The organism is Pedobacter sp. NEAU-ZC8, from assembly GCF_059278965.1.
The window spans coordinates 62,373-84,823 of record NZ_JCAJXC010000020.1 but is presented as its reverse complement, the minus strand read 5'-3'; the positions used below and the strand labels follow the sequence as shown (position 1 = coordinate 84,823).

General features: G+C 44.6%; 24 protein-coding genes. 10 read left to right on the top strand and 14 right to left on the bottom strand.

The features are described from left to right. Positions 1 to 54: 54 nt before the first annotated feature. From AC5WJX_RS15300 to AC5WJX_RS15290, 3 genes are all read right to left on the bottom strand, one after another. Positions 55 to 1,119 (bottom strand): IS110 family RNA-guided transposase, encoded by a 1,065-nt coding sequence (locus AC5WJX_RS15300; protein ID WP_494483982.1) that lies wholly within the window; start codon positions 1,117 to 1,119, stop codon positions 55 to 57. A 273-nt stretch (positions 1,120 to 1,392) separates the two neighbouring features. After that, positions 1,393 to 1,866: an RES family NAD+ phosphorylase gene (locus tag AC5WJX_RS15295; RefSeq protein ID WP_494485211.1), complete on the bottom strand. Its 474-nt coding sequence runs from the start codon at positions 1,864 to 1,866 to the stop codon at positions 1,393 to 1,395. Continuing rightward, on the bottom strand, positions 1,863 to 2,357 hold the full coding sequence (locus AC5WJX_RS15290; protein ID WP_494485210.1) for an Xre family toxin-antitoxin system antitoxin: 495 nt from the start codon (positions 2,355 to 2,357) through the stop codon (positions 1,863 to 1,865). Before AC5WJX_RS15290 ends, AC5WJX_RS15295 begins: the two co-directional genes overlap by 4 nt. Before the next feature lie 164 nt (positions 2,358 to 2,521). On the opposite strand from AC5WJX_RS15290, the gene AC5WJX_RS15285 reads away from it, so the two are divergent. Beyond that, positions 2,522 to 5,725, top strand: coding sequence for a TonB-dependent receptor (locus tag AC5WJX_RS15285; RefSeq protein ID WP_494485209.1), 3,204 nt, complete (start codon positions 2,522 to 2,524; stop codon positions 5,723 to 5,725). A 71-nt stretch (positions 5,726 to 5,796) separates the two neighbouring features. On the opposite strand, the gene AC5WJX_RS15280 is transcribed toward AC5WJX_RS15285, so the two are convergent. After that, positions 5,797 to 6,660 carry a DUF808 domain-containing protein gene (locus AC5WJX_RS15280; RefSeq protein ID WP_494485208.1) on the bottom strand — a complete coding sequence of 288 codons (864 nt, stop codon included), beginning with the start codon at positions 6,658 to 6,660 and terminating at the stop codon, positions 5,797 to 5,799. A gap of 131 nt (positions 6,661 to 6,791) precedes the next feature. Between AC5WJX_RS15280 and AC5WJX_RS15275 the strand changes: the two genes are divergently transcribed. Then, complete coding sequence (locus AC5WJX_RS15275) at positions 6,792 to 7,424, top strand: DUF2306 domain-containing protein (protein ID WP_494485207.1); 633 nt, start codon at positions 6,792 to 6,794, stop codon at positions 7,422 to 7,424. A gap of 1 nt (position 7,425) precedes the next feature. On the opposite strand, the gene AC5WJX_RS15270 is transcribed toward AC5WJX_RS15275, so the two are convergent. Then, positions 7,426 to 7,698, bottom strand: coding sequence for a DUF3072 domain-containing protein (locus AC5WJX_RS15270; RefSeq protein WP_494485206.1), 273 nt, complete (start codon positions 7,696 to 7,698; stop codon positions 7,426 to 7,428). A gap of 111 nt (positions 7,699 to 7,809) precedes the next feature. Between AC5WJX_RS15270 and AC5WJX_RS15265 the strand changes: the two genes are divergently transcribed. Further along, positions 7,810 to 8,553, top strand: coding sequence for a glycosyltransferase (locus AC5WJX_RS15265; RefSeq protein WP_494485205.1), 744 nt, complete (start codon positions 7,810 to 7,812; stop codon positions 8,551 to 8,553). Positions 8,554 to 8,626: 73 nt separating this feature from the next. Continuing rightward, positions 8,627 to 9,943: a Gfo/Idh/MocA family protein gene (locus tag AC5WJX_RS15260; RefSeq protein WP_494485204.1), complete on the top strand. Its 1,317-nt coding sequence runs from the start codon at positions 8,627 to 8,629 to the stop codon at positions 9,941 to 9,943. Between the two features lie 2 nt (positions 9,944 to 9,945). Here AC5WJX_RS15260 and AC5WJX_RS15255 read toward each other — a convergent pair whose 3' ends face one another. The 3 genes from AC5WJX_RS15255 to AC5WJX_RS15245 form a co-directional block, all read right to left on the bottom strand. Next, on the bottom strand, positions 9,946 to 10,770 hold the full coding sequence (locus AC5WJX_RS15255) for a metallophosphoesterase (protein WP_494485203.1): 825 nt from the start codon (positions 10,768 to 10,770) through the stop codon (positions 9,946 to 9,948). A gap of 171 nt (positions 10,771 to 10,941) precedes the next feature. Further along, the gene (locus tag AC5WJX_RS15250; protein WP_494485202.1) at positions 10,942 to 11,505 is read right to left on the bottom strand and encodes a Crp/Fnr family transcriptional regulator; all 564 of its coding nucleotides are present in this window, start codon (positions 11,503 to 11,505) and stop codon (positions 10,942 to 10,944) included. Between the two features lie 64 nt (positions 11,506 to 11,569). Next, positions 11,570 to 12,187: a MarR family winged helix-turn-helix transcriptional regulator gene (locus AC5WJX_RS15245; protein ID WP_494485201.1), complete on the bottom strand. Its 618-nt coding sequence runs from the start codon at positions 12,185 to 12,187 to the stop codon at positions 11,570 to 11,572. 185 nt (positions 12,188 to 12,372) lie between these two features. Here AC5WJX_RS15245 and AC5WJX_RS15240 point away from each other — a divergent pair, with 185 nt between their 5' ends. Beyond that, the gene (locus tag AC5WJX_RS15240) at positions 12,373 to 13,326 is read left to right on the top strand and encodes a fasciclin domain-containing protein (protein ID WP_494485200.1); all 954 of its coding nucleotides are present in this window, start codon (positions 12,373 to 12,375) and stop codon (positions 13,324 to 13,326) included. Between the two features lie 236 nt (positions 13,327 to 13,562). Here AC5WJX_RS15240 and AC5WJX_RS15235 read toward each other — a convergent pair whose 3' ends face one another. Both AC5WJX_RS15235 and AC5WJX_RS15230 read right to left on the bottom strand, forming a co-directional pair. Beyond that, complete coding sequence (locus AC5WJX_RS15235; RefSeq protein ID WP_494485199.1) at positions 13,563 to 14,687, bottom strand: AI-2E family transporter; 1,125 nt, start codon at positions 14,685 to 14,687, stop codon at positions 13,563 to 13,565. 57 nt (positions 14,688 to 14,744) lie between these two features. Continuing rightward, positions 14,745 to 15,119: a Fur family transcriptional regulator gene (locus AC5WJX_RS15230; protein WP_440428407.1), complete on the bottom strand. Its 375-nt coding sequence runs from the start codon at positions 15,117 to 15,119 to the stop codon at positions 14,745 to 14,747. A 127-nt stretch (positions 15,120 to 15,246) separates the two neighbouring features. Here AC5WJX_RS15230 and AC5WJX_RS15225 point away from each other — a divergent pair, with 127 nt between their 5' ends. Then, complete coding sequence (locus tag AC5WJX_RS15225) at positions 15,247 to 16,155, top strand: NAD(P)/FAD-dependent oxidoreductase (RefSeq protein WP_494485198.1); 909 nt, start codon at positions 15,247 to 15,249, stop codon at positions 16,153 to 16,155. Positions 16,156 to 16,164: 9 nt separating this feature from the next. Here AC5WJX_RS15225 and AC5WJX_RS15220 read toward each other — a convergent pair whose 3' ends face one another. Then, a complete protein-coding gene (locus tag AC5WJX_RS15220) occupies positions 16,165 to 16,383 on the bottom strand; it encodes a hypothetical protein (RefSeq protein ID WP_494485197.1) in 219 nt (72 codons plus the stop codon). Between the two features lie 222 nt (positions 16,384 to 16,605). On the opposite strand from AC5WJX_RS15220, the gene AC5WJX_RS15215 reads away from it, so the two are divergent. Then, positions 16,606 to 17,370, top strand: a complete 765-nt coding sequence (locus AC5WJX_RS15215; RefSeq protein ID WP_494485196.1) for a glycerophosphodiester phosphodiesterase — start codon at positions 16,606 to 16,608, stop codon at positions 17,368 to 17,370. Between the two features lie 39 nt (positions 17,371 to 17,409). Here AC5WJX_RS15215 and AC5WJX_RS15210 read toward each other — a convergent pair whose 3' ends face one another. Next, complete coding sequence (locus tag AC5WJX_RS15210) at positions 17,410 to 17,676, bottom strand: winged helix-turn-helix transcriptional regulator (protein ID WP_494485195.1); 267 nt, start codon at positions 17,674 to 17,676, stop codon at positions 17,410 to 17,412. A gap of 227 nt (positions 17,677 to 17,903) precedes the next feature. On the opposite strand from AC5WJX_RS15210, the gene AC5WJX_RS15205 reads away from it, so the two are divergent. From AC5WJX_RS15205 to AC5WJX_RS15195, 3 genes are all read left to right on the top strand, one after another. After that, complete coding sequence (locus AC5WJX_RS15205) at positions 17,904 to 18,482, top strand: Crp/Fnr family transcriptional regulator (RefSeq protein WP_494485194.1); 579 nt, start codon at positions 17,904 to 17,906, stop codon at positions 18,480 to 18,482. Then, a complete protein-coding gene (locus AC5WJX_RS15200; protein ID WP_494485193.1) occupies positions 18,479 to 19,297 on the top strand; it encodes an SDR family oxidoreductase in 819 nt (272 codons plus the stop codon). Before AC5WJX_RS15205 ends, AC5WJX_RS15200 begins: the two co-directional genes overlap by 4 nt. Before the next feature lie 88 nt (positions 19,298 to 19,385). Beyond that, the gene (locus AC5WJX_RS15195) at positions 19,386 to 20,372 is read left to right on the top strand and encodes a glycerophosphodiester phosphodiesterase family protein (RefSeq protein ID WP_494485192.1); all 987 of its coding nucleotides are present in this window, start codon (positions 19,386 to 19,388) and stop codon (positions 20,370 to 20,372) included. Between the two features lie 301 nt (positions 20,373 to 20,673). On the opposite strand, the gene AC5WJX_RS15190 is transcribed toward AC5WJX_RS15195, so the two are convergent. Continuing rightward, complete coding sequence (locus AC5WJX_RS15190) at positions 20,674 to 20,850, bottom strand: hypothetical protein (RefSeq protein ID WP_494485191.1); 177 nt, start codon at positions 20,848 to 20,850, stop codon at positions 20,674 to 20,676. Between the two features lie 162 nt (positions 20,851 to 21,012). After that, on the bottom strand, positions 21,013 to 22,425 hold the full coding sequence (locus tag AC5WJX_RS15185) for an alkaline phosphatase (RefSeq protein ID WP_494485190.1): 1,413 nt from the start codon (positions 22,423 to 22,425) through the stop codon (positions 21,013 to 21,015). Positions 22,426 to 22,451 lie beyond the last annotated feature (26 nt).

Sequence of the window (22,451 nt, the reverse complement as noted above, 5' to 3'; positions counted from 1 at the left end):
AAAAGGTACTGTTATAAATTGCAAACATTTTAGACAAAAAAGTATTTTTGTATTTCAAAGAAGTTCGACTATGGAACTATCTAGCGTAGTCTCAACTTTCGGGTTGGGACTACTTAGTTTATAGCCCTCAATGAACTCCGTATCATTCTTCCATAAAGTATAGATCAATATTAATAGCTTTCTTTGAATGGCAACTTGTCCAATCATCTTTGAGGGTTTGTTTTGATTGATTCTTGTATACATTTCTTTTAGACCAGGATTGAATCTGCAAGCGACCATTGCCGGGAAGTACAATGCATTTCTGATGTACCGATTGCCTTTTTTAGAGATTCTGGTCTTGCCTTTTATGGAGGTTCCTGATTCTCTTTGCACGACATCATAGCCTGAATAACTTACCAGTTGTTTAGCATTCCTGAAATGCTCAAATCCCATAGTTTCGGCCAGGATAGTAGCTATGGTAATCAAACCTACTCCCTTTATGGTGAGCAGCTTTGTTATTCTTTCTTTCAGGTTGCTGTCTGTTTCTATAAGCCTTTTTATCTCTTTTAACGTTTTTGCAATTTCTTTGTCGATATCTTCAATCAACTTTTTATTACTCTTGAGAATGAAGCTTTGAACATCGTGCGAAGCGTCCTTACTGTGCTTGATGTTGCCAAGGCTAGTTTTTTGTTCTTGTAGCTGAACATAATATCTGGTTAGATTCCTCAGCTGTAATAAGGCGGCAGGAGGTGGAGTCCAAAGCTTATGAGTCCGCTCTACTCCAAGCTGACTTAAGATCCTTGCATCAACAGCATCTGTCTTGGTCTTGATGTTTAAGCTCGAAAAGTAGTGTTTAGAGGTGTTAGGAAGCACCACATGAACCCTTTTCTTTACTTTATGTAAATGGTGTGCCAAATTTTCGTAATAAACACCCGTGGCTTCCATTAGAAACACAAGCTCTGGTCCGATGGCGATAGCGCCCTTGGCCCAGCGAAGCATTTGGTTAAAACCTTTAGTATCATTGCCAAAGGTTACTACTTTTGAGAACGCTAATTCGCCATTCTCTGCACGCTGACACAGACATACTGTAAATGTAGCTTGTGAGATATCTATCCCAACTGATTGTTTTGTAATAGCCATAATCAAGAATTTAGATCGTATCGACTTAATTCCCCTTCGTCTATCCTTTTGTTTTATCCAGGCTCCTAGTTATGGCCTTAAGTACTGTTCAGACTCCTGAGAATAAAATCGTGTCGTTCAACCTTTTTTACGGTATAACATATAGCCTACCTAGCCCGATCTGAACTGACACGAACAGCCAACACATTTTGCATAACAACAATATATTGACCTTTTTAAAATTCTCAGTAAAAATAAAAGGTCCGTTCTGCAAGCAGAATGGACCTTTCTGTTTTATGGCTTTTTTGCTTTGATGTTGTAGAGTCGCTTGTCAAATCGAAATGGTGATATTGAAAGTATTTTCAGCGCAGCAGCTTCCTCATGAGCTGGATTAACAAGTACGTTTTTTGAAAAAGGATCACAAACACTAGGCACATAGAGTAGCAGTGAACGCATCGATGAAAGCCATGTATTGCCGATCTTTTCAAGTACCCGTGGAGCAGGATAATTGCTCCAGTTTACTGGTAAATCTTCTACAGCTACGCTTAAAAACGAAGCGGCATCTGGAACAAGTATTTCGACCATCTCTAAATCATGATGGATTTCATCTGGTTCAAGATGGACAAGTTTTTCAAGGATGCAAGTTGATGATTGTACAGAGGTGTAGAGGACAGGCATAAAGTTGTGCCACCGTGCCGGCGATAGCAAACCGCCTCTTCCGCTAAGGTCACTGGCGAATTCCGCTCGCGCAATTCTATATAACTTCATGAATAAAGACCATGTTCAATTCTAGTGAGTAAGTCGTCTACTAAACGTAGCCCCTCTGTTGTATCCAGTAAATCAAGGGGTATCTGATTACCAAGCGCTAGTTGTTCCCGTGATAACCAATGTTCCGCGGTACGCTGATCACCAAGAACATCTACTGTACGGGTATAGATACGTGCTAACTCGTATAGAAAATTTGATTGTTCGGGCGCTAATCGATCCTCAGGACTATACCTGTTCAGCTGCCTTACGCTAAGGTGAAGTACATGGGAGAGCTGCTCCCGACTGATATTTGTTTTCTCAACAAACGCATCAACACCAGCCTTAGGCAAACCAGCCCGGATATAACCGATTAGACCTTCAATATCATCCCCATGCTGAATGTATTCAGCCCAACTTTCGCCGTATAAAAATTTCCATACTACTGATGAGCCATCGTCTTGTTGAAGAATATTCGAAACATCGAATTTACTTTCCATACCCTGAATTGCCATATGTCCATTAATATAGGGACAAACGTCAGAAGAAACAAATATGTTTTACGACACCTCAAAACACAAGAAAAAAACGCCTTTATGCAACCATTTCTTAATAGGAAGGGAAACTGCTGTTAACATGACAACTACATCTTCGTGCCATAAAACTATTCAAAACTATTATGGTCAGAAAATTACTCTTTTCAATGTTACTCTTGTGTTTTTGCATCAAGAATCCGTTGCTTGCACAAACCACACAAGCCTCTATTCTTGGTGTTGTTACCGGCCCGGATAAGCGAGCCATTCCAGGCGCTTCTGTGCAGGTAACGAACAGCTCAACGGGCTTTACCACCAGGACATCTACCGATGCGAAAGGTGAATACACCTTTCGCGAACTACCCTTAGGTGGGCCTTATGCCGTTAAGGTGATCTACATGGGCTATGGTGAACAAACCAAAACCGGTTATATGTTAAACTTTGGGGATGTGGTACGTGCAAACGTTATGCTGGAGGAAGCTTCACAGAACCTCGAAACCGTCCAGATCTTAGGCTCCGGATTACAGAACAAAGTTCAAAACTTTGGTGCTTCAACAGAGATCTCTGCGAAAACCATGAACCAATTACCGGTAAACGGACGTAACTTCTCGAACCTGATGGATCTTTCTCCATTAAGTCGCGGCGGTGGTATCGCTGGGCAATTGGGTTCCTCTACGAACTACACGATTGACGGTATGAGTGCCAAAAATCCGACTTCAGCAGGTAGTACAACCAGCAGAAGTGGTGCACCATACTCCATCTCAATCGAGGCGGTACGTGAGTTCAAAGTCGTAACGAACCAATACGACGTGACCATGGGCAGAGCTGGTGGTGGAACGGTGACGGCAGTAACTAAATCCGGAACCAATACAACCAGCGGAAGCGCTTTTGGATACGGCCGTGCAGACTGGTTAGCGAGTCGATATGACATCCGGGGTATCAAACGTGATAACGATTTCTCTACGTACCAGTATGGCTTCACCTTAGGTGGGCCGATCATTAAGAATAAGCTGCACTACTTCGTCGGTCTGGATCACCAGAAAGATGCCCGTCCCTTGATCATTGCAGACGTTAATGGACCTGCAGACGAAGCACGTTTCCGCATCACAAATAATACCCTTAGCGACTTCCTTGCTATCGCCAGAGCAAAATATGGCGTTTCCGATGCGCCACAATACGGCACTTTCGACAAGAAGCGTGGTAGTGATGCGGCATTTGCCCGTTTAGACTGGCAGATCAATGATCGTAATCTATTAACGATACGGGACAACTATACGAACGACAGAAATCCACTTGGTTTGGGTGACAATACAGCCATCAACTTCTTCGAGAGTTATGGTAATGATAAAAACGTCGACAACAGCTTACTGGCAACATTACGTTCTACAGTGAGCAGTAAGGTGACGAATGAGTTGAAAGTACAGCACTTATACACTTATCAGGCGAGCACCCAGAATGATCAGCTTGGTTTTGCAATACCAAGGGCTGTTGTTGGCAACGTTCAATCGACCTTGTCGGATGGTTCATTGGCAAACACCGCCATTCAGATTGGCGGTCACCGCTTTGCTCAGGAAGGTTTCACCAATAACGTCCTGCAGTTGGTTGATAACTTCTATTACAACACTGATAAGATCAACTACACTTTTGGTATTGACCTCATGTACACGAATGCAAAATCCCTTTATGGTAGCGAGGTTAACGGGCGTTTTGAATATACCAACTCCACCACGGCCACTTCACTGGAGAACTTCAACAACCTGGTACCAAACCGGTTTTACCGTGAGGTGCCTTTAGTAGATGATCCAACCGTTAAGGCAGGTATCTGGAATACGGCAATATATGGTCAAATGCAGACGAAACTGGCTAAAGGTCTTGATTTTGTGGGTGGTCTACGTATCGACTACAGCAAGTACCCAACATCTCCGCTAAACCAGACTTTACTGGATGAGGTTGGCGTAAGAACAGACAATGAGTTGAAGCAGTTTTTGATCCAACCAAGAATCCAGTTTAACTGGGACATCAATGAGAACCGGACGGACTTTATACGTTTCGGTGCCGGTATCTTCGGATCAGATGTGAACAATTATGTCACCATCAATAACCTGACTTTCGATGGTAAACACCTGGCAACCGTAGATGTCTTCGGCGCAGACGTACCTACTCCCAACTTTATTGGATACAGAAATGGAACTGTAGAGGCCCCTACACTGGCTGCCCAGCAGGTACCAACCATTAACACGTATGCTGAAGATGCAAAAATACCTGTTGTATATAAGGCGAACTTATCGTACAGCAAGCTATTAACCGACAAGCTAAAGGTTGGTGTAACCGGTTATGCCTCTTTTGGGCGGAACAACTACATGTATGTAGACCGTAATATGGCTGCTAACCCTTATTTTACCTTACCTAATGAGGCAGATCGCGGGGTGTTTGTACCTGTGATGCCGGCCAACGGTGCTCCCGACTGGAAGACCGGACGTATCAGCAATACCTTCGGACGTGTTCTGGAACTCAACAGTAAAGGTAAAGTAAACCAGTTTGCAGTAGTTCTTGATGCCACATGGCAGTATTTCAAAGACGGAGAGATAACGGCAAGTTATACCTGGAATGACACTAAAGATAATACCTCTTACAACGGTAACGTAGCCAACTCTGCTACTCTCTCCTTACCGGTAAAGGATGACCCTAGAAATTTGAGCAACATGACCTATTCCGATAACCATTTCAGAAATAAGATCGTGATCTATGGTACTTTGCCGACATTTTATGGCGTAACTGTTGGTGTTCGTTATTCGGGCATCGGTGGTACACGCTACAGCTTGTTATCCGGCACGAACAACAACGGAGATTTCGTTGCCACCAATGATTTAGCTTTTATCTTCGACAGGAACAACCCGAATGTACCTCAAAACGTACGTACTGGACTACAGACCATCTTAGATAATCCTGAAGCTAGTCAGAGTTTGAAGGACTATATCAACAAATACTCAGGACAAATTGCGGAACGTAATGGTGGTATCAATGACTTCTTTGGTATTGTGGATGTACGTATCAGCAAGAAATTCAAGTTTCATAAAACCCATACCCTTGAGATCTCGGGTGATATCTTCAACTTTGCCAACCTGCTGAAGAAGAAGTGGGGTGTGAATGAATCTTTAGGAAACCAGGCATTGTATGCTTTGAACGGAAGAGCTGCCGTAGCCGCGACGCCGACATCACCTGCAATCCCTGCGGTTCCTAACTATGATGCCACGACCCGGAGCTTCAACTACCGTGTGAATAATGCCGGTATCGTTAACCCTTCTGGTAACCCATACCAGTTCCAGATCGGTTTAAGATACGGGTTCTAAATCCAGGGAATCTAATAAACAAAGAAGCCGTTTCACGAAATGAAACGGCTTCTTTGTTTGCTCAGGAACACTTATTTGAATGCGCTGATCAGTTTCTTTGCAATGGTGATGACGATAACAGCAATTAATCCGCCAACCAGGCCGTATGCAAACTCCTTTAAGGTTGAAGGTATTTTAGGATATAAATGGTGCACATATTCGATGTTATGGACAAAAATACCGCCTGCCACCATAATCAATGCGATGGTACCTACTACAGCAAGGATCCTGATAATGATAGGTAATGCTTTAACAAGCAAGTGCCCTACTGTAGACACAAAGCCTTTGTCACCAGATCCTTTTATAAGCGAGTAACCTGCATCATCCATTCTAACGATAAGCGCTACGATTCCATAAACACCAACGGTAGCCAGTAATGCCACAACCGAAACGGTCAGGATTTGAATAGACAGTGTTTCTTCCAGAACAGTACCTAAAGCGATGATCACAATTTCAACGGAGAGAATAAAGTCTGTCATCACTGCAGATTTTACCTTTGCCTTTTCCGCAGCCGGACCAGTTAATTCAACTTCTTTAACCGCTTCGTGTGTTGGCTTTTTTCTATGAAAGAAGAACTCGATAATCTTTTCCACGCCTTCATAAGCCAAATAAAAGCCACCCAGAATCAGTATGAACTTGATTGCAATTGGGAAAAATGCATTGAGCAATAAAGCAATGGGGACAATGATGAGCTTATTGAGAAAGGAACCTTTGGTAATAGCCCAAAGCACTGGTATTTCTCTGGAAGCGAGGAAGCCTGTTGCTTTCTCCGCATTTACCGCTAAGTCATCACCAAGGATACCTGCTGTTTTCCTGGTGGCGAGTTTTGCGGTCACCGCAACATCATCCATTAAGGCTGCTATATCATCTAAAATTGCAAAAAAACCTGAAGCCATATTATTCTATTTATTTGGGCGCAAAATATATATAGGAATTGAGATTATAATGATCATAATCCAATTAGTCGTTATTGTAACAGATCAGGGTCCCTTGCATCTAAAAAGCACGCATAAACTATTCCACAGATATGACACAAAGAAAATTAGGCTGGACCCTTTTCGCGTTTCTGGCGCTCGTCGTAGGACTGTACCCCCTGCTTTATCTGTCTGCTGGATTCCGGTCGGCAGGGTTCCTGAGTGGCAAGCCTGCTGAACTGCAGCAAAGCACGCTTTACTTAGCCATCTTCTATACCCATGTTGTTTTCGGAGCTATCGCCTTGTTAACTGGTTGGTCACAATTCAGTGAAAAGTTCCGCTTTCGCTATCTGCAGACACATCGTAACGTCGGAAAACTATATGTCGTTTCCGTTTTGCTGAGCAGTATCTCTGGTTTTGGCATCGCAATGTTTGCTACTGGCGGCATGGTTAGCGTATTGGGCTTTGCTGCCCTTGCAGCAACCTGGCTTTTCAGCAATGTAAAGGCCTACACCTCCATTTTAAACAGGAATGTTCAGGAACATCAGGACTGGATGATCCGCAACTATGCGCTTACCTTTGCTGCAGTGACCTTGCGGTTGTGGCTGCCATTCTCCCAAGCTGTGCTGCACATGGACTTCATCTTAGCGTACCAGATCATCGCCTGGATGTGCTGGTTGCCCAATCTGCTGGTGGCAACATTGATCATCAACCGAAAACGGCTACGATTAGCTACCGCAGCATAGTCTAGTGCTTTTGATTGCTGTCTAATCCCCTACCTGTTTTATGTTGGAGCTCATCAATCCTTTTAGAGGCTTCTGATTTACTTAAGGTCTCATCAAATGGTTCCCCAGCTTCGTCAGAAAGTGTTTTCAAATAAGATTGTTGGGCGCCGGTCATAGGTTCGTTGCCGGTGGTCCATTCATCAGGATCTTTCACGGTATTAGATCCTTTAATTTCACTGTTTTCACTTTGATTGTTGTCCTGTTCATCGAACAGTTCATCTGCTTTGTTTTCCATAAGGCTTTGTTTAGAATCTGGTAATGAACAGATAACCATGGGCTTTGTTTTGGAGTCCCGTTCGGGAGGTAACATAAAAATTCCTACTTTTGCACACCAAACGTTCATCCCTTGAAAATCAGCTTTCTCATTCTAACCTGGAACAGGTACAAATTTCTGGATAAATGCCTCGAATCTTTAATTCCCGCTATTGACAATACGAATGACTGCGAAATCATCGTCATGAATAATGGATCTACCGATGAAACCAGCGCAGTACTTGACAAGTACAAACATCATCCAATGCTTCGGATCATCCACCGCCGGAAAAACCGTGGACTGAAGGCTTACAAGCGCTTGTTCCTGTACGCAAAAGGAGATCATATGGTGGTGGTTGATGATGACGTACTATCTTTCCCAAAACACCTTGATACCATTTTCATTGACTACATGAAAAGCTTTCCTGATTTTGGATTTGTAGGGCTTAACGTGGTACAAGATGAGTTCACCAACGGTGCTAAACCAGGACCGGAACATTATACTGAGGTGGTTAGGAATGACAAAGTTATTCAGCAAGGCCCTACTGGGGGCTGGTGTACCTGCTTCAGAAAACAGGATTTTAGAAAGATTCGTCTGAAATTCCTGCTTGCAGATCTGAGCATGAAAAATGGGGAAGACGGCTTTCTGTCCATTTGCTTTGAACAGAAACTTGGCTTAAAGTCAGGAATTATCAAAAATGCAATTTGTTTTCACGCCAGCGGACCACACTATGCAAAAATGTATGGGCACCTGGAGCGCGAAATTGAAAAATATGCCTCCGCCGAACTGGATGATTTTGTTAAGGTATACCGCGAGTACGAGTCAGTGGAATCCTGATCCAGCTTTCTTCTGAAACTTTAAACAGAATTGCTTTGCCGCTGTTGCTTATCATCAGAGCAAATCAATCGACATGGATGCGGACCACCTATCACGAAAAGACTTTTTAACGCTAACTGGAAGAACTGTAGCCCTAGGGGTAGCGGGTACATTGGCGGCTAACGGATTGTTACATCAGAATGTGCTGGCACAAACCCGCCCGCGGGCCGTTTCCCCCCCTGCAAAAATCCCGGTTGGTGTAGAAGATCCTATTGTGCTGGAAGCCTGGAAATCGGATGTAGACCAGCAGTCGGGTGCTACCCCTACACCATTGCCCCCAGAGCGCCGGATCGGTTATGCCGTCGTTGGCTTGGGACATCTGGCGCTGGAGGAGATCCTGCCTGCCCTGGGAAGTTGTGAAAAATCCAAGTTGGTGGCGCTGGTAAGTGGCAGTCCGGAGAAGATGAAGAAAGTGGCCGCCCAATACGGAATCAAGCCCCAGAATTGCTATAGCTACGAAACTTATGACCAGTTGAAGAACAATCCGGAGGTGGACGTGATATACATTGTGCTGCCCAATGCCCTGCACAAGGATTATGTGGTTCGCGGTGCAAAAGCAGGTAAACACATCTTGTGTGAAAAACCAATGGCCGTTTCTTCTAAGGAATGCGAAGAGATGATCGCAGCGTGTGATCGTGCGAAGGTTAAACTCATGGTCGCTTATCGGATTCAATACCAACCACACAACAGAAAACTCCGGGAACTGGTGCAGAACAAAACCTTTGGCGTGCCGAAGCTCATTGAAGCCTGCAACTCGCAGAGCAGTGCAAATCCGGCACACTGGCGACATAAAAAAGCACTTGCAGGTGGCGGTGCGCTACCCGATATTGGACTTTACTGCCTTAACACGAACCGGTTTATTTTAGGTGAGGAACCAATAGAAGTGTTCGCCTATCAGTATAGCACACCAGGTAATCCTTTGTTTACTGAAGTGGAAGAGTTGATGAGCTGGCAGATGCGCTTCCCTAGCGGTGTGATTGCGAGTTCTTCTACGGACTACAATGTGCACGAAAGCCGACGGTATCGCGTGATGTGTGAAAAAGGTTGGCTGAATATGGACAAAGCTTATGCGTACAAAGGGCAGAAACTGACTACAGCCCGCGCGGAAGGCAAGATGGAACGTCAGGAAGAGATCGGGCTAGCAGAGACGAATCAGTTTGCTGCGGAAATGGACCACTTTTCTGATTGCATCCTAAAGGATAAACGACCGTTTACACCGGGCGAGGAAGGCCTGCAGGACCATATCCTGATGGAAGCAATCTATCAGTCGGCCAAAGAAGGCAGGCCCGTAAAGCTTACTCATAACGTTAACCGGCCGCTGCGCGGTCCGGAACCAGAACTTGATTCGTAGTACTAGGCCTCGAATACAGCAATTTCTGCCCTGGAACCAAATCTGATCGGCAACAAGCTTGTGCCAAGTCCTTTAGATACGTAAAGATCAATGTCTCCGACGGTGTACCATCCTTTGATGTATTTGCCACTACCCCTGGGTAAAAAAGGAATATACCCAAACAGGTTAATTTGGCCGCCATGGGTGTGCCCGGAGATAATTGCATTTGGAGCCATTTCGGGTGCCAGTTCATTGGAAATACTTTCCGCGTACTGTGGGCAATGGTTGAGGATGATGTGGCAATCGCTGGCTTTGTATTCTTGCATGGCCAGGCTGATGCTGGCATTTCCACCGATAAAATCGTCCACTCCAGTTATCAGGACTTGATTACCCTTTATCTGGTACTGCCTGGCCTGATTAACCAGGAGATCGCAGTTATGTTTCATGTATAGTGTCTTAAGATCGGGCAGGTTAATGTTACCCCAATATTCCCAATTCCCTAAAATTGCAACTTTCTGAATGTCATGGCGGAGAAGCTTCAAAAACGCATCCAGCACAGGTAATTGCTCGTTACTTTCTATAGCATCTCCCGTCAGGAAAATGATGTCAGGATTTTGCGCATTGATTTGTTTGGCCAGCCGTTTCAACTGGCTGTTTACAGACTTAAGGTGAAGGTCAGAGATTTGAATGAACTTCAATCCCAGACTCGAGCTAGCCTTAGATTTCAAGCTAAACCGGTTCGTTTCTATAAAAAACTTCTCTATCCAGAACGCATCAAGCAAGAGCGCTGCCGTTGATAAAAAGATTCCACTTTTGATAAAAGTACGTCTGGTCCAGAAAGTTTTCAAGCGCTATAATTCTTTAAGTCGTTTACTCTAATAGTCATTCAGCTGATCTGATAAATGTGCTGCTTTTCAGATAGCGGTTGTCCTTACCTGCAGTATAGTTGCTTCAGTCAGAATGATTTCAGGAAATTAACACAATTTATCGATCTCTGCTACTCTTTCGTCCAACTTCCCTTATAAACTAAGACGGCTTAAGGTCTCCCGTGAAACGCCGAGGTAAGCTGCCAATTGCGTTTTCGGAACCCGCTGCAGTAATGCAGGATGCTGCCGGATTAACTGCTCATACCTTTTCTGCGCACTGGAGGTCAAGAGCGACAAGATGCGTCGCTGTGCAGCAAGAAACCCATAGATTGTTTTTTCAAGGAAGAAATGCTCGATCTTGGGCAATCCGGCACATAGTGCGCGATAGTTCTCCAAAGAAAGGCAAAGAACTTCGGTATCTTCGAGGCAAACCAGCGATAATGTTGCTGGCGACTGGGTGTAGTATGCCTGAAAATCATTGTCCCACCAATCTTCCATGGCGAAGGCCAGAATGTGTTCTTTACCGGTCTCGTCTAAATAAACCAACTTCGTCAGGCCAGACACCACATAGTAGTTGAAGTGCACAACCTCGCCTTGCTGCACCAAAAACTGGTGCTTCTTATATCGCTTAGGCAGGAAATGTTTGGCAACAAATGCAAACTCCTCGTCTGTAAGCGGCACAACTTTTTCAATGTGGCTTCTTAGCTGTTGATTCATGGCTTACAAACATACAAGTTTAACAAGAACCAATGCTGCAGTGACGGACCACTTTGTGCCGACCTTAGATCAATAGGTCCTTAGACTTGTTTAGATGATAGTTTTCCAGCTTGGTTAGAATTCTGATCAATTCAAACTTTTCGTGCTCCGTGATATCACCCACGACATCGACACTTGCCTGTCGAAATTTATCCATGCTGTTTTCAAGTGCTTCAATGCCTTTCGCAGTGATGCTGATGATTTTATTTCGTTTGTCCTGATCACCCGGAGATTGTTCAACCATTTCATTCATGATTAATCGATTGATAATCTGGATACCTGCAGACTTTTCATGCACATTGAGACGTATCAAAGCGGTTTTCGTCATATTGCCAAATGCCCTAAGGTTGATCAGATAGATTAACTCGTCTGGGGTAGCGAAATTCGAGTTTGAAATAGCGGCTTTTGCATGTAACCTGGCATAGCGATACAGGTGCACCAAAGAGGTGTTGATTACACTTTCCGGGCTGCGGCCCTTGCTCTTGCCTGACCATTCCGGTTCAGGTTGGCTGGCTAAGCGCTCCGCTTCGATCCCTGCGAAAAGCCAGCGTCCGAATAACGCTACATCCTGCTCAGAAGTACTGGCGGTCTTTTCGTACGCTTCAACCAGAAGTACCAGTTCGTTTAATAGCTTATACATCATCTTTAGGTATATACAAATCTAGCGTAAATAGTGCTTAACTGCACTATATACTACATAATTAATGATTATGTGTTAAGCATCACATCTTAAAGCGCTTAGCTCACATTTAATTAGTGTATTAATACACTTTATGGCATCTAAATTGTTCCACATGCTACACTAATGGTTCATTAAAAAACTAAATTATGAAAACAATTTCTGCTTTAAAAAAGACTGCGATGGTGTTTGCTTTAGCTGTAATCAGCATCGCCACCTCGTGTAAAAAAGATGATGATGAAATGCCGGAAATTTCCGATCAAAACATTGTCGAGATCGTAGTTGGTGATAACGACTTTTCACTTTTGGAGGCCGCGGTTAAACACGCGGACCTGGTAGCAACCTTATCTGGCAACGGACCTTTTACGGTGTTTGCGCCTACCAATGAGGCATTCGCTGCCGCTGGCCTGGATACGGAAGCCAAGATCAATGCGCTACCCAAAGAAACACTGAAGAAGATCCTGTTATACCATGTTGCCAGCGCGTCTATTCCGGCCTCAACAATCCCGGCTACAGCAAACACTGCTGTCAATTCGGCGGCTGACCTTGATCTTTATGTAACCAAGACCGATAAAGGGGTTTTTATCAACGGCGCAACCGTGACTCAGGCCGACATCATGGCAACAAACGGCATTATCCATGTAATTAACGAAGTATTGATGCCACCAAGTGGTAACATTGTTGAAGTTGCACAGGGCAATCCAAACTTCAGCTTTTTAGTTGCCGCGGTGTTGAGAGCAAGTCAGGGCCCGACGAATGTAGCTAACGTACTTTCTGGCGATGGTCCGTTTACGGTATTTGCACCAACGAATCAGGCCTTTATGGATGCAGGTTTTGCTAATGTTGCTGCGATACAAGCAGCTGATCCTGCTGCATTGACCAGCATTTTAACCTACCATGTTGTTGCAGGTCGTGTATTCTCAACGGATCTGGTAGACAATAGTACACCGGCTACGGTAAACGGCGCTAATGTGACCATTACGTTAAATGGTGGTGCAAAAGTGAAGGGTGCAAAAAATGCGAGTGCTGCTACCATCTCCCCTGCAGACCTGGTAACCACGAATGGGGTGATTCATGTAATTGATCAGGTATTGTTACCATAATAGCGTTTCCATTTTATACTTAAAGCCGCCATAACGAAATTTGGCGGCTTTTTTTTGAATTCAACGCTCCTGCAAGGACTGCGCTTGCGTACTGGTTATACCCCGAAAGGGAGATGCTTTGGGGTTAACCCGCCCTCAAGCCGCCCTCTTCCCGGGGTCGATACGCCCTTGGCCGGCCTGCTGCCGGATCAAGGCCTTGCAGATACCCCTGCAAGGCAGGTTCAAGCCAACATCAATTATACTTTCATGACTTTTTCGCTACCGCGCGTAACCTTAAGGCGCTCCGCAAGGCGGTTCTGCTTTTGCTCCTCATCCCCCAGGATTATGCCCCAAGGTTTCATGCTTTCTATCCGGTCGAAGATGATCTTCAATACAGCAATGACTGGGATGGACAGGAACATCCCTGATATTCCCCAGATCATTTCCCCTATGATCACACCAAGCACCGTTATTAGTGCATTGATTCTCACCTTTGATCCCACAACAACCGGAAGCAAAATATTGCTGTCAATGAGATGTATCACCACAAGTGCAATTACAACGAGCAGGACTTTACTTAGCACCGTTGCAGTGGCAAAAGTGATTAAAGTGCTAAGTACGATAGCTATAAATATTCCGATATAAGGAATGATGTTTAGAATTCCGGTAATCAGCCCAAGCAAAAAAGCATATTTGATGCCCAGTGCCCAGAAAGTCAGGCTTACCGCTAAGGCGATAACCCCCATTTGGATCAGCAATCCGATGATGTATTTGCGGATAATGTATTGCACCTGTTCGATAATATCATGCACCAAGGATTTATTCTCCTCCAGGAAAACGGAGACAAGGAAACGCATAATGAGGCTTCTATAAAGCAGGAAGAAAAAGGTGTAAATAAAGGTAAACACCAGGAACAGCAGTATGGAAGAAAGCGACAATACGGTTGCACCAACCACCATAGAGCTGGAAGCTAGTGCTTTTGTAGTAGCGGAGTGTACATAATTTAACTGCTTAGCTGCGTCTATATTAAACCGTGATTCTATCCAGGTTTGAAGGTTGTTCAGGGTTACGGCGAGCTGCTCCTTAAATTGAGGCCAGTCACTTGCGAGCCTGCTTAGCTGCGAACCGATTACGTATAAGACCAGGCCTACCGCGGTCAGCATCAAAACAACCGAAATCATGGACGCCGCGCTTCTGGGCAGCTTTAGCTTTCGTTCAAAAAAGGCAGCCATCGGCAGCAGCAGGATGGAGAATAGACAAGAGAAAATCAGCGGAGATAAAATATCTTTAGCAATGATCACCAGGTATCCAAATGCGATAAGACTGACCAATACACACATGGTTTTCACGTAGAATGGCCTTTGGGAATTGTTTAGATCCATATTGTTCTTTAAGGTAACTTATGAACAACAAAACCCTGAACATAAAGTTGTGGATCATCAGGCGCAGTTTCCGCATGTTCCCACAAGCACACAGTTGAATTTCTCCACCTGGTAGGTTTCGGGAACAGAAAACTGAACCATCTCCCGCAAACATTCGATCGTCTGACACTTTATGCAGCGGAAATGGAAATGGTTTTCAGGTAAGGCTTGCTGGTCACATTTCTTGCACATGGCGAAATACTGCCTGCCATCATCAGCTACAACCTTGTGTACAATGCCGTCTTCGCAAAACTGGTTTAAGGCGCGGTAGACGGTAGCGCGATCAATCTCGATCTCTATCTTCTGCTCTATTGCTTCCTGACTCATCGCCCGGTTACTTGCACTAAGCACAGCGATCACCGCTTCCTTGGTTGGTGTATTCCTACGTTTCATCTTATTGCGACTATGTTGTAATAATTATTGCGATTTAGTTGCAATAATAGCAAGACTAATTAACTTTGCCAAACCGGTCTAAGAAAATGACGGGTACCTGTTCCACATAATTTTAAAAGATTGCATTATGAAAAGCAGCAAGAACTATGAAGTAATCATTGTTGGCGGAAGTTATGCGGGTTTGTCTGCAGCTTTGGCTTTAGGAAGATCATTGAGGCACGTCTTGATCATTGATAGCGGCATGCGCTGCAACCGGCAAACACCGCATGCCCATAACTTCCTTACGCAAGATGGCGAAGCGCCTGGCGCAATTGCTGAAAAGGCCAGACAGGAGGTATTAAAATATGAGACCCTGGAATGGATCGATGACCTGGCGGTAAGCGGAAGCAAAACAGAAAACGGCTTTGTGATCAGCACCCAGCAAGGCGCCGAGTTTGACAGTCAGAAATTGCTGTTTGCATCAGGCATAACGGATATTATGCCAGAGATTCCAGGTTTTGCCGCTTGTTGGGGTATTTCGGTGGTACATTGCCCTTACTGCCATGGCTATGAATTCCGGAATCAGAAGACCGCAATTCTGGCGAACGGTCCCAGAGCTTTTCACCTGGCCTCCCTCGTGAGCAATCTAAGCAAGGAAGTCAGCATATTGACCATGGGGAAAGCAAATTTCAGCGAGACAGAACTGGAGCGCTTGAACCGTCAACATATTGAGATTATTGAGGAAGAGCTTGCCGAAATCGTGCATGAAAATGGACATGTGAAATACTTAAGCTTCAAAGATGGTGGGGAAAAAACATTCAATGCCATCTATGCAGCACCCGAGTTTGTTCAAAGTTCAGACATCCCGGTAGCGCTGGGCTGTGAACTTACCGAGCAAGGTTTCCTTAAAGTAAATAACATGCAGGCTACAATTGTGCCCGGTGTTTATGCTTGTGGTGATAACTCGGGAATGCTACGTTCCATTGCAAATGCTGTATACAGTGGCAATCTTGCCGGTGCCGTGTTGAATAAAGAGCTTACCGAGGAACAGTTCTGATGTAGAATGCTAAAGATCTGGGTAAAAACCGTACCGGGCATAGACATCAATGACCTTTCTTGCAGATTGCTCGATCAAAATCAACTTAGCTTTTCGAAGTTGAGCAAGTGCTTCCTCATCATGTATAGGATCATCCTGTGCGGCCTTGATCACCTTGTCCATATCCTGGATCCTGGACAAGTACCAGGTTTTAAATTCTAAAAGATCATTTTGCAGGTTGGAATCCATGGTAGATACATCGGGGCAAAAATGATCTCTAACAACGCGTCAGTTGCTTATATGCCTGCAGATCGTGTTGCAATTGTAATGCCGCCTTTAAAGCATTGTAAATTGAACCGTGGATCGCAGCATGCACTATCCTGTAACATAAATAGCAAGTAACGTTCACTTTACCTTAACATGCATGCCCCAAACTTTATTCATATTTGCAGTTCTAAAATATAGCATACTATGAAACGACTTTTAACACTTGGAATACTCGCACAACTGGCCTTATCAACCGCATCTTTTGCACAGACAAAGGTTGTTGCACACCGAGGTGCCTGGAAGCATACCGGCGCTCCTGAAAATTCCATTGCTGCGCTAAAGGAAGCGATAAAGATGGGCTGTGAAGGCTCAGAATTCGATGTCCATATGTCTGCAGATTCCGTGCTCTTCGTTAATCACGATGCGGACATCCAGGGCTTACCGATAGAAAGAACTTCAGCAAAGCAGCTGTCTGCCGTAAAACTTTCCAATGGCGAGACCTTGCCTACCTTGGAGGCTTATCTGAAGGAAGGTTTCAAGCAAAAGAAGACAAGACTGGTACTGGAAATTAAACCTTCCGCTGTAAGTAAAGAACGGGGCATTGCTTTGACCCGCAAAGTAGTGGCTATGGTAAATGCGCTTAAAGCTGCTCCAAAGGTAGATTACATCAGCTTCGACTACGACATCTGCAAAGAGATTACCAAGATTGCTCCGAAAGCGACAGTTCAGTACCTCAATGGCGACAAAACACCTGATGAACTGCTGGCAGACGGTATACACGGTTTTGACTATCATTATAGCATACTGAAGAAGAACCCAAGCTGGATCAAGGAGGCAAAAAGTAAAAAGCTGATCACCAATGTATGGACCGTAAATGACGAAAAAGATATGGACTGGCTTATCAGCGAGGGAATCAGCCTGATTACCACCAATGAACCGGAATTACTTATTCAGAAACTGCGTAAATAAAACCTAAGAACCTTCAACGGAAAGAGTGATCTATTCAGGTCACTCTTTTTCATTTGAGGCATGCTGAACCTCGTTCAACTTAGCCATCAATCTTTCCTGTATCCTGCTGATCGTGCCCGCCTTATCACGCTGAAGCTGTTCTATCAGCGGTTGATCCAATCCTGGTGGATTATACAAAGATCCCCAAAGACCAATCTCAACCAGCACAGGCACCAGGTCTATCCCCTTCTTGGTAAGATGATAAACGAACTTCGATTTCTTATCCGCCGCCACATGCTTTGTTAAAAAGCCATTTCCCTCCAGCATACTTAGCCGGTCAGCCAAGATGTTTGTTGCTATCTTTTCCTAAAGGTCAGGCACGCGAGATGAACATCGATGTAGCCATGAGCAATACTTTCGGCTTTGGTGGGCACAATGGCATTGTAATTTTCAAGAAGTTTATTTAATCACGATACGCTTTTTTACCAAATGGTAACTGCTGACTTACTGCAGGCCAATACATTTGTACTTTAAGAACACGAAAATGGCATGGCATGAACAAGCTTAAAGCAGCATTAGCCTTTGGAGGGCTTCTTTCAGAGAGCAACATTGATCAACTCAGTATGCTTTTTAAACGGCGGACGCTCAAGGCTGAAGAATATGTACAGGAGTTCCGTACGATCGTGAAGGAGATTGTATTCATCCAGCAAGGCGCCCTCCGGATCTATGGTGTGGACAACAACGGAAATGAGGTCACCAAATGTTTCATCCGGGAGAACCAGTTCTTTGCAAACCTCGAAAGCTACTATTCAGGCCAACCGACCTTCGATGCAGTTCAGGCGGTCATACCTTCGGAAATCTACACCATTCCATTTTCGGTATTCGAAAGACAGTACGAACAAATCCCCAACCTGTTTATTTTCTCCAAGACGCTTGCGGAGATGACCTTGTTAAATGGCATCAAAGACAACGACTTTCTAAACTTTGGAGATGCAAAAACTAAATATGCTGCATTTCTGCAACGGTATCCGCAGTTGGCCCAACAAGTACCGCAGCAGTATATTGCCTCCTACTTGAAGATTACGCCCCAATCACTGAGTAGAATCAGAAACCGCCTAGCCAAACAAAAATGAAAAGAACAATCTTAATCACTGGCTGCTCTTCCGGTGTTGGAAAAGCCGCCGCCTTATTGTTTGCTGAACGAGGGTTCAATGTAGTTGCAACCATGAGAGATCCCGACAAAGGCCGCGATCTTAGTGCTCTACCGGGTATTTATGTGCAGCGAATGGATGTGACCGATGTCGGTTCTGTTGAAAAAGCAATCAAAGCAGGTATCGCTTACTTCGGGAGCATCGATGTTTTGCTGAACAATGCCGGCATAGGTGTGCTCGGCGCTTTTGAAGCCGCAGATCCAGCTTTAATACAGCAACAATTTGACACAAACGTCTTCGGTGTCATGCGAACGATCAAAGCAATACTGCCACACTTCAGAGCAAAAAAGCAGGGCATGATCATCAACATATCCTCGGGTGTAGGTATCATTCCAATTCCCATGCAGAGCCTCTATGACTCGACCAAGTTTGCACTGGAAGGTTTCTCTGAGTCCCTGTATTATGAGCTTGCAGCAATTGGAATCAAGTTAAAAATTGTACTCCCAGGCGCTATAAAGAGCAACTTCTTCCATTCCATGCGCAGTACAGATGTCACCGAATACCAGGATTACGGCACTTACCAGCGGACAGTGTTGCAGAACGTTAAGAAAAGTAACGAGCATTCCGGAGCAGATCCAAGACTGATAGCGGAAGTCATTTATCAGGCTGCGACCGATAACCGTAACAAGCTTAGATACCTGGCGGGTAAAGACATCAGGCTTTTTGCTAAGGTGAGAAGACTTCTTCCTGAAGGCCTATTTATGCGTATGGTCAAGAAGACCTTTGAAAAGTCCTGATTAGACATCTTGAGCCATTTACTTCTAAATACATAAAGCTTAATATTGCCTTAACGGCATTCAAAATTGGGCAGGTTAGTTTAGCGGTGTGAAAAAGAACCTAACCCTACTACTCGCCACAGGACTATTGTGTTCAGGTGGCGTCTTCGGACAACAGAAAATCGATGTACAAGCGCATCGTGGAGGCATGGCCTTAATGCCTGAAAATACAATCCCTGCGATGCTCCATGCGGTAAAACTGGGCGTCAAAACCCTGGAACTGGACGTAGTCATTTCCGGCGACGGGAAAGTCGTTGTTTCCCATGATGCCTATATGTCTTCCGACTTCATGCGTAAGCCCGACGGCAGTGATATTAAAAAGGAAGAAGAGCGAAATATTGCGCTGTATAAAATGACCTATGACAGCATCAGCCGCTTCGATGCCGGCAGCAAACCACACCCACGTTTCCCAGATCAGTTGAAAATGAAAACCCATAAACCGCTATTGGGGGACTTGATAGACAGTGTTGAAGCCTATGTGAAGACAAATAAGCTTAAACCCGTTTACTACAATATCGAAACTAAAATATCACCTGCCGGCGATGGTATATATAACCCATCACCAGAGGTTTTTATCAGTACGATGATGGCTGTGATCAATTCAAAGTCGATCAAGGATAGGGTAATCATCCAGTCGTTTGATGTCCGTACACTGCAGATTCTTCATAAAACCGAGCCCTCGGTTAAACTTTCACTGCTAACGTTTGGAAAGCAAGATGCCTTAGCCAAACTAAGAACACAGGGATTGTCTGCTGAAGATGAAAAGAAGCTGAAACAATCGCCCCTTTTCACAGGAAAAGGTGGCTTAGCGGATGACCTGGAAAGACTAGGCTTCAGTCCCGACATCTATAGTCCATACTATACTTCGGTAGATGCAGAAATGGTCGCTAAAGCACATGCCTTGAAGATGAAAATCCTGCCCTGGACCGTAGATGAAGAAAAAGATATGATTGCTTTAGGCGAGCTAAAGGTGGATGGCATCATCACCAACAGCCCCGACAAGATGATCAAGCTGTTTGGTAATTATCAAAAATAAATTTCAGGTCACACAATATAACTGGCATTTCTACGCTATATATCTGAGAGCGTTAATTTAGATAAAGGGGCTATGATCACAGATCATGGTCCCTTTGTTTTTAAATATGCTGATGCGAGCCCGCATGAACGCAAATTGATCTATATTTAAGGCCTGAAAGCAAACAGCATGAAAACAAGATTCCTAATACTCGCAATATCGGCATTGATGATCACCAGTTCATGTTATACGACAAGAACCGCAGGTAATAGCGGTAAAGTTCCTCCGGGACAAGCGAAAAAAAGAACAGGAGCAAAGTCTGCTAAACCTTTTGCGCCCGGTCAGCGAAAGAAATAAATCCGGCAACACCGCCTTCAATAATGCAAAATACCTTCAATCCGCATCTTTCGCATTTCCTGAAAAAGTTAGCGGTCGGGTAGTTTGCAAGCTGAATACTATGGAATTCCAGATCCCGGTTCTGATATACGATAATGTTCATGTCCGTGTTTTTTAACAAATTACGCAGCAGACATTAATAGCATATCATGTAAATGTTAACGATTATGCGTACTCAAGAAATCAAGATGATTTCCCTATAAACGTTAAAGAAACCATCCCGATTTACCAGTGACTACGCTTGTAAAGCGCTCCATGTAAACTGTTATGCGCGATCTACAGTAAGACCTGCAGCCTTTAGCATCAGGTTATGCAGTTCGAAGTTGCGTACAAATGGATTCAAGAGTTCAGCTCCCGGCCCAAGCATTGCTAATTCTACATAATCTGCGGAATGATCCATTGAACCCCAACCCACAGAGGTATATTCGGTTTGCAGTTGTGCGAGCTCACGGTAGGGAAGTTTTCTCGGATTGTAAATGCCTTTTTCGTCCAGGGTCTGGTAATGTTTGAGTACTGCAGAAGCTTCTTCCTTAGTGATTGCATAACCTTGTGCCTCCACAATCTTCTCCATTAAAGTTGATGCACTCGTATTTTTATCTACACCACTTAAGATCCACGCATTGGTGTGCTTAAAAGTCTGAATCCTGTCGAAGTTCTGGTTTGCCTTAGCGCCGGAAAACAGTCCAGGATTCGCGTTTCCATGATCGGTTGTAATAACAACCAGGGTATCCTTATGCTGCGCTGCAAAGTCCAGAACAATCTTTAGAGTGTCATCAAAAGCGACCTGATCATAAAGTAATGCACCAATATCATTCGCGTGTGCCGCCCAGTCTACCTTGCCTGCCTCCACCTGTAAGACAAAGCCTTTAGGGTTCTGGCTTAGCTTCTTAATGGCTGTGGCAGTCATCTCGGCTAGCGTTGGAATGCTCTTAAGTAAGTTGGCATCATTCGCACGGTCCAGGGTATATGGCAGTCCGTCTTCGTTGAAAACACCAAGTAGTTTATTGCCGGTGGTATTTGCCTGCAGCATGTCGTTTCTGTCTTTCAGGACAGCATACCTGGCATCACTAAACCTTTTAAACACGTCATCTTTATCCTCACGAAGTGATGAACTGAAGAATTCAAGTCCACCGCCTAAAAGAACATCGAAGCCGGAAGCAAGGTATTTCAACGCAATACCCGCCTGATCACTTCTACCTTTGCTGCTTACGCAGAAGCCCGCAGGCGTAGCATGAGTGATTGGCACGGTCGTTACACAGCCTGCAGATTTCCCTGCCGCTTTAAACTTCATCCAGATAGGTGTGTTTTCCGACCCATCCGGATTGGTGTTCAGCGATCCGTTATTTACCCGCTTACCACCACCCCAGGAAGAACTTGCCGCCGCGGAATCTGTGACCAGTGAATTGGCGGAAGCGGTATCCATGAATGCACGTTTGGCCTGGTTCTGCTCGTAAAGCGAAATCCAGTTGCTCGGACGCCCTTCTTTTCTACGCAGCAGCATGTCCGTCATATTCAACGTACCGGTGCTCATGCCGTCACTGACCATGAAAATGATGTTCCTGGCCTGACCAGCATTCAAATTTGTTTGCTCCTGTTCCTGAGCAAAAATTGCTGATGGTGAAATAAGTGAAGCACCGATCAGCGCTGAGCCTCCTTTAAAAAAATCTCTTCTTCTCATGGCGTAAAGAAAAGACTCCCATTTAA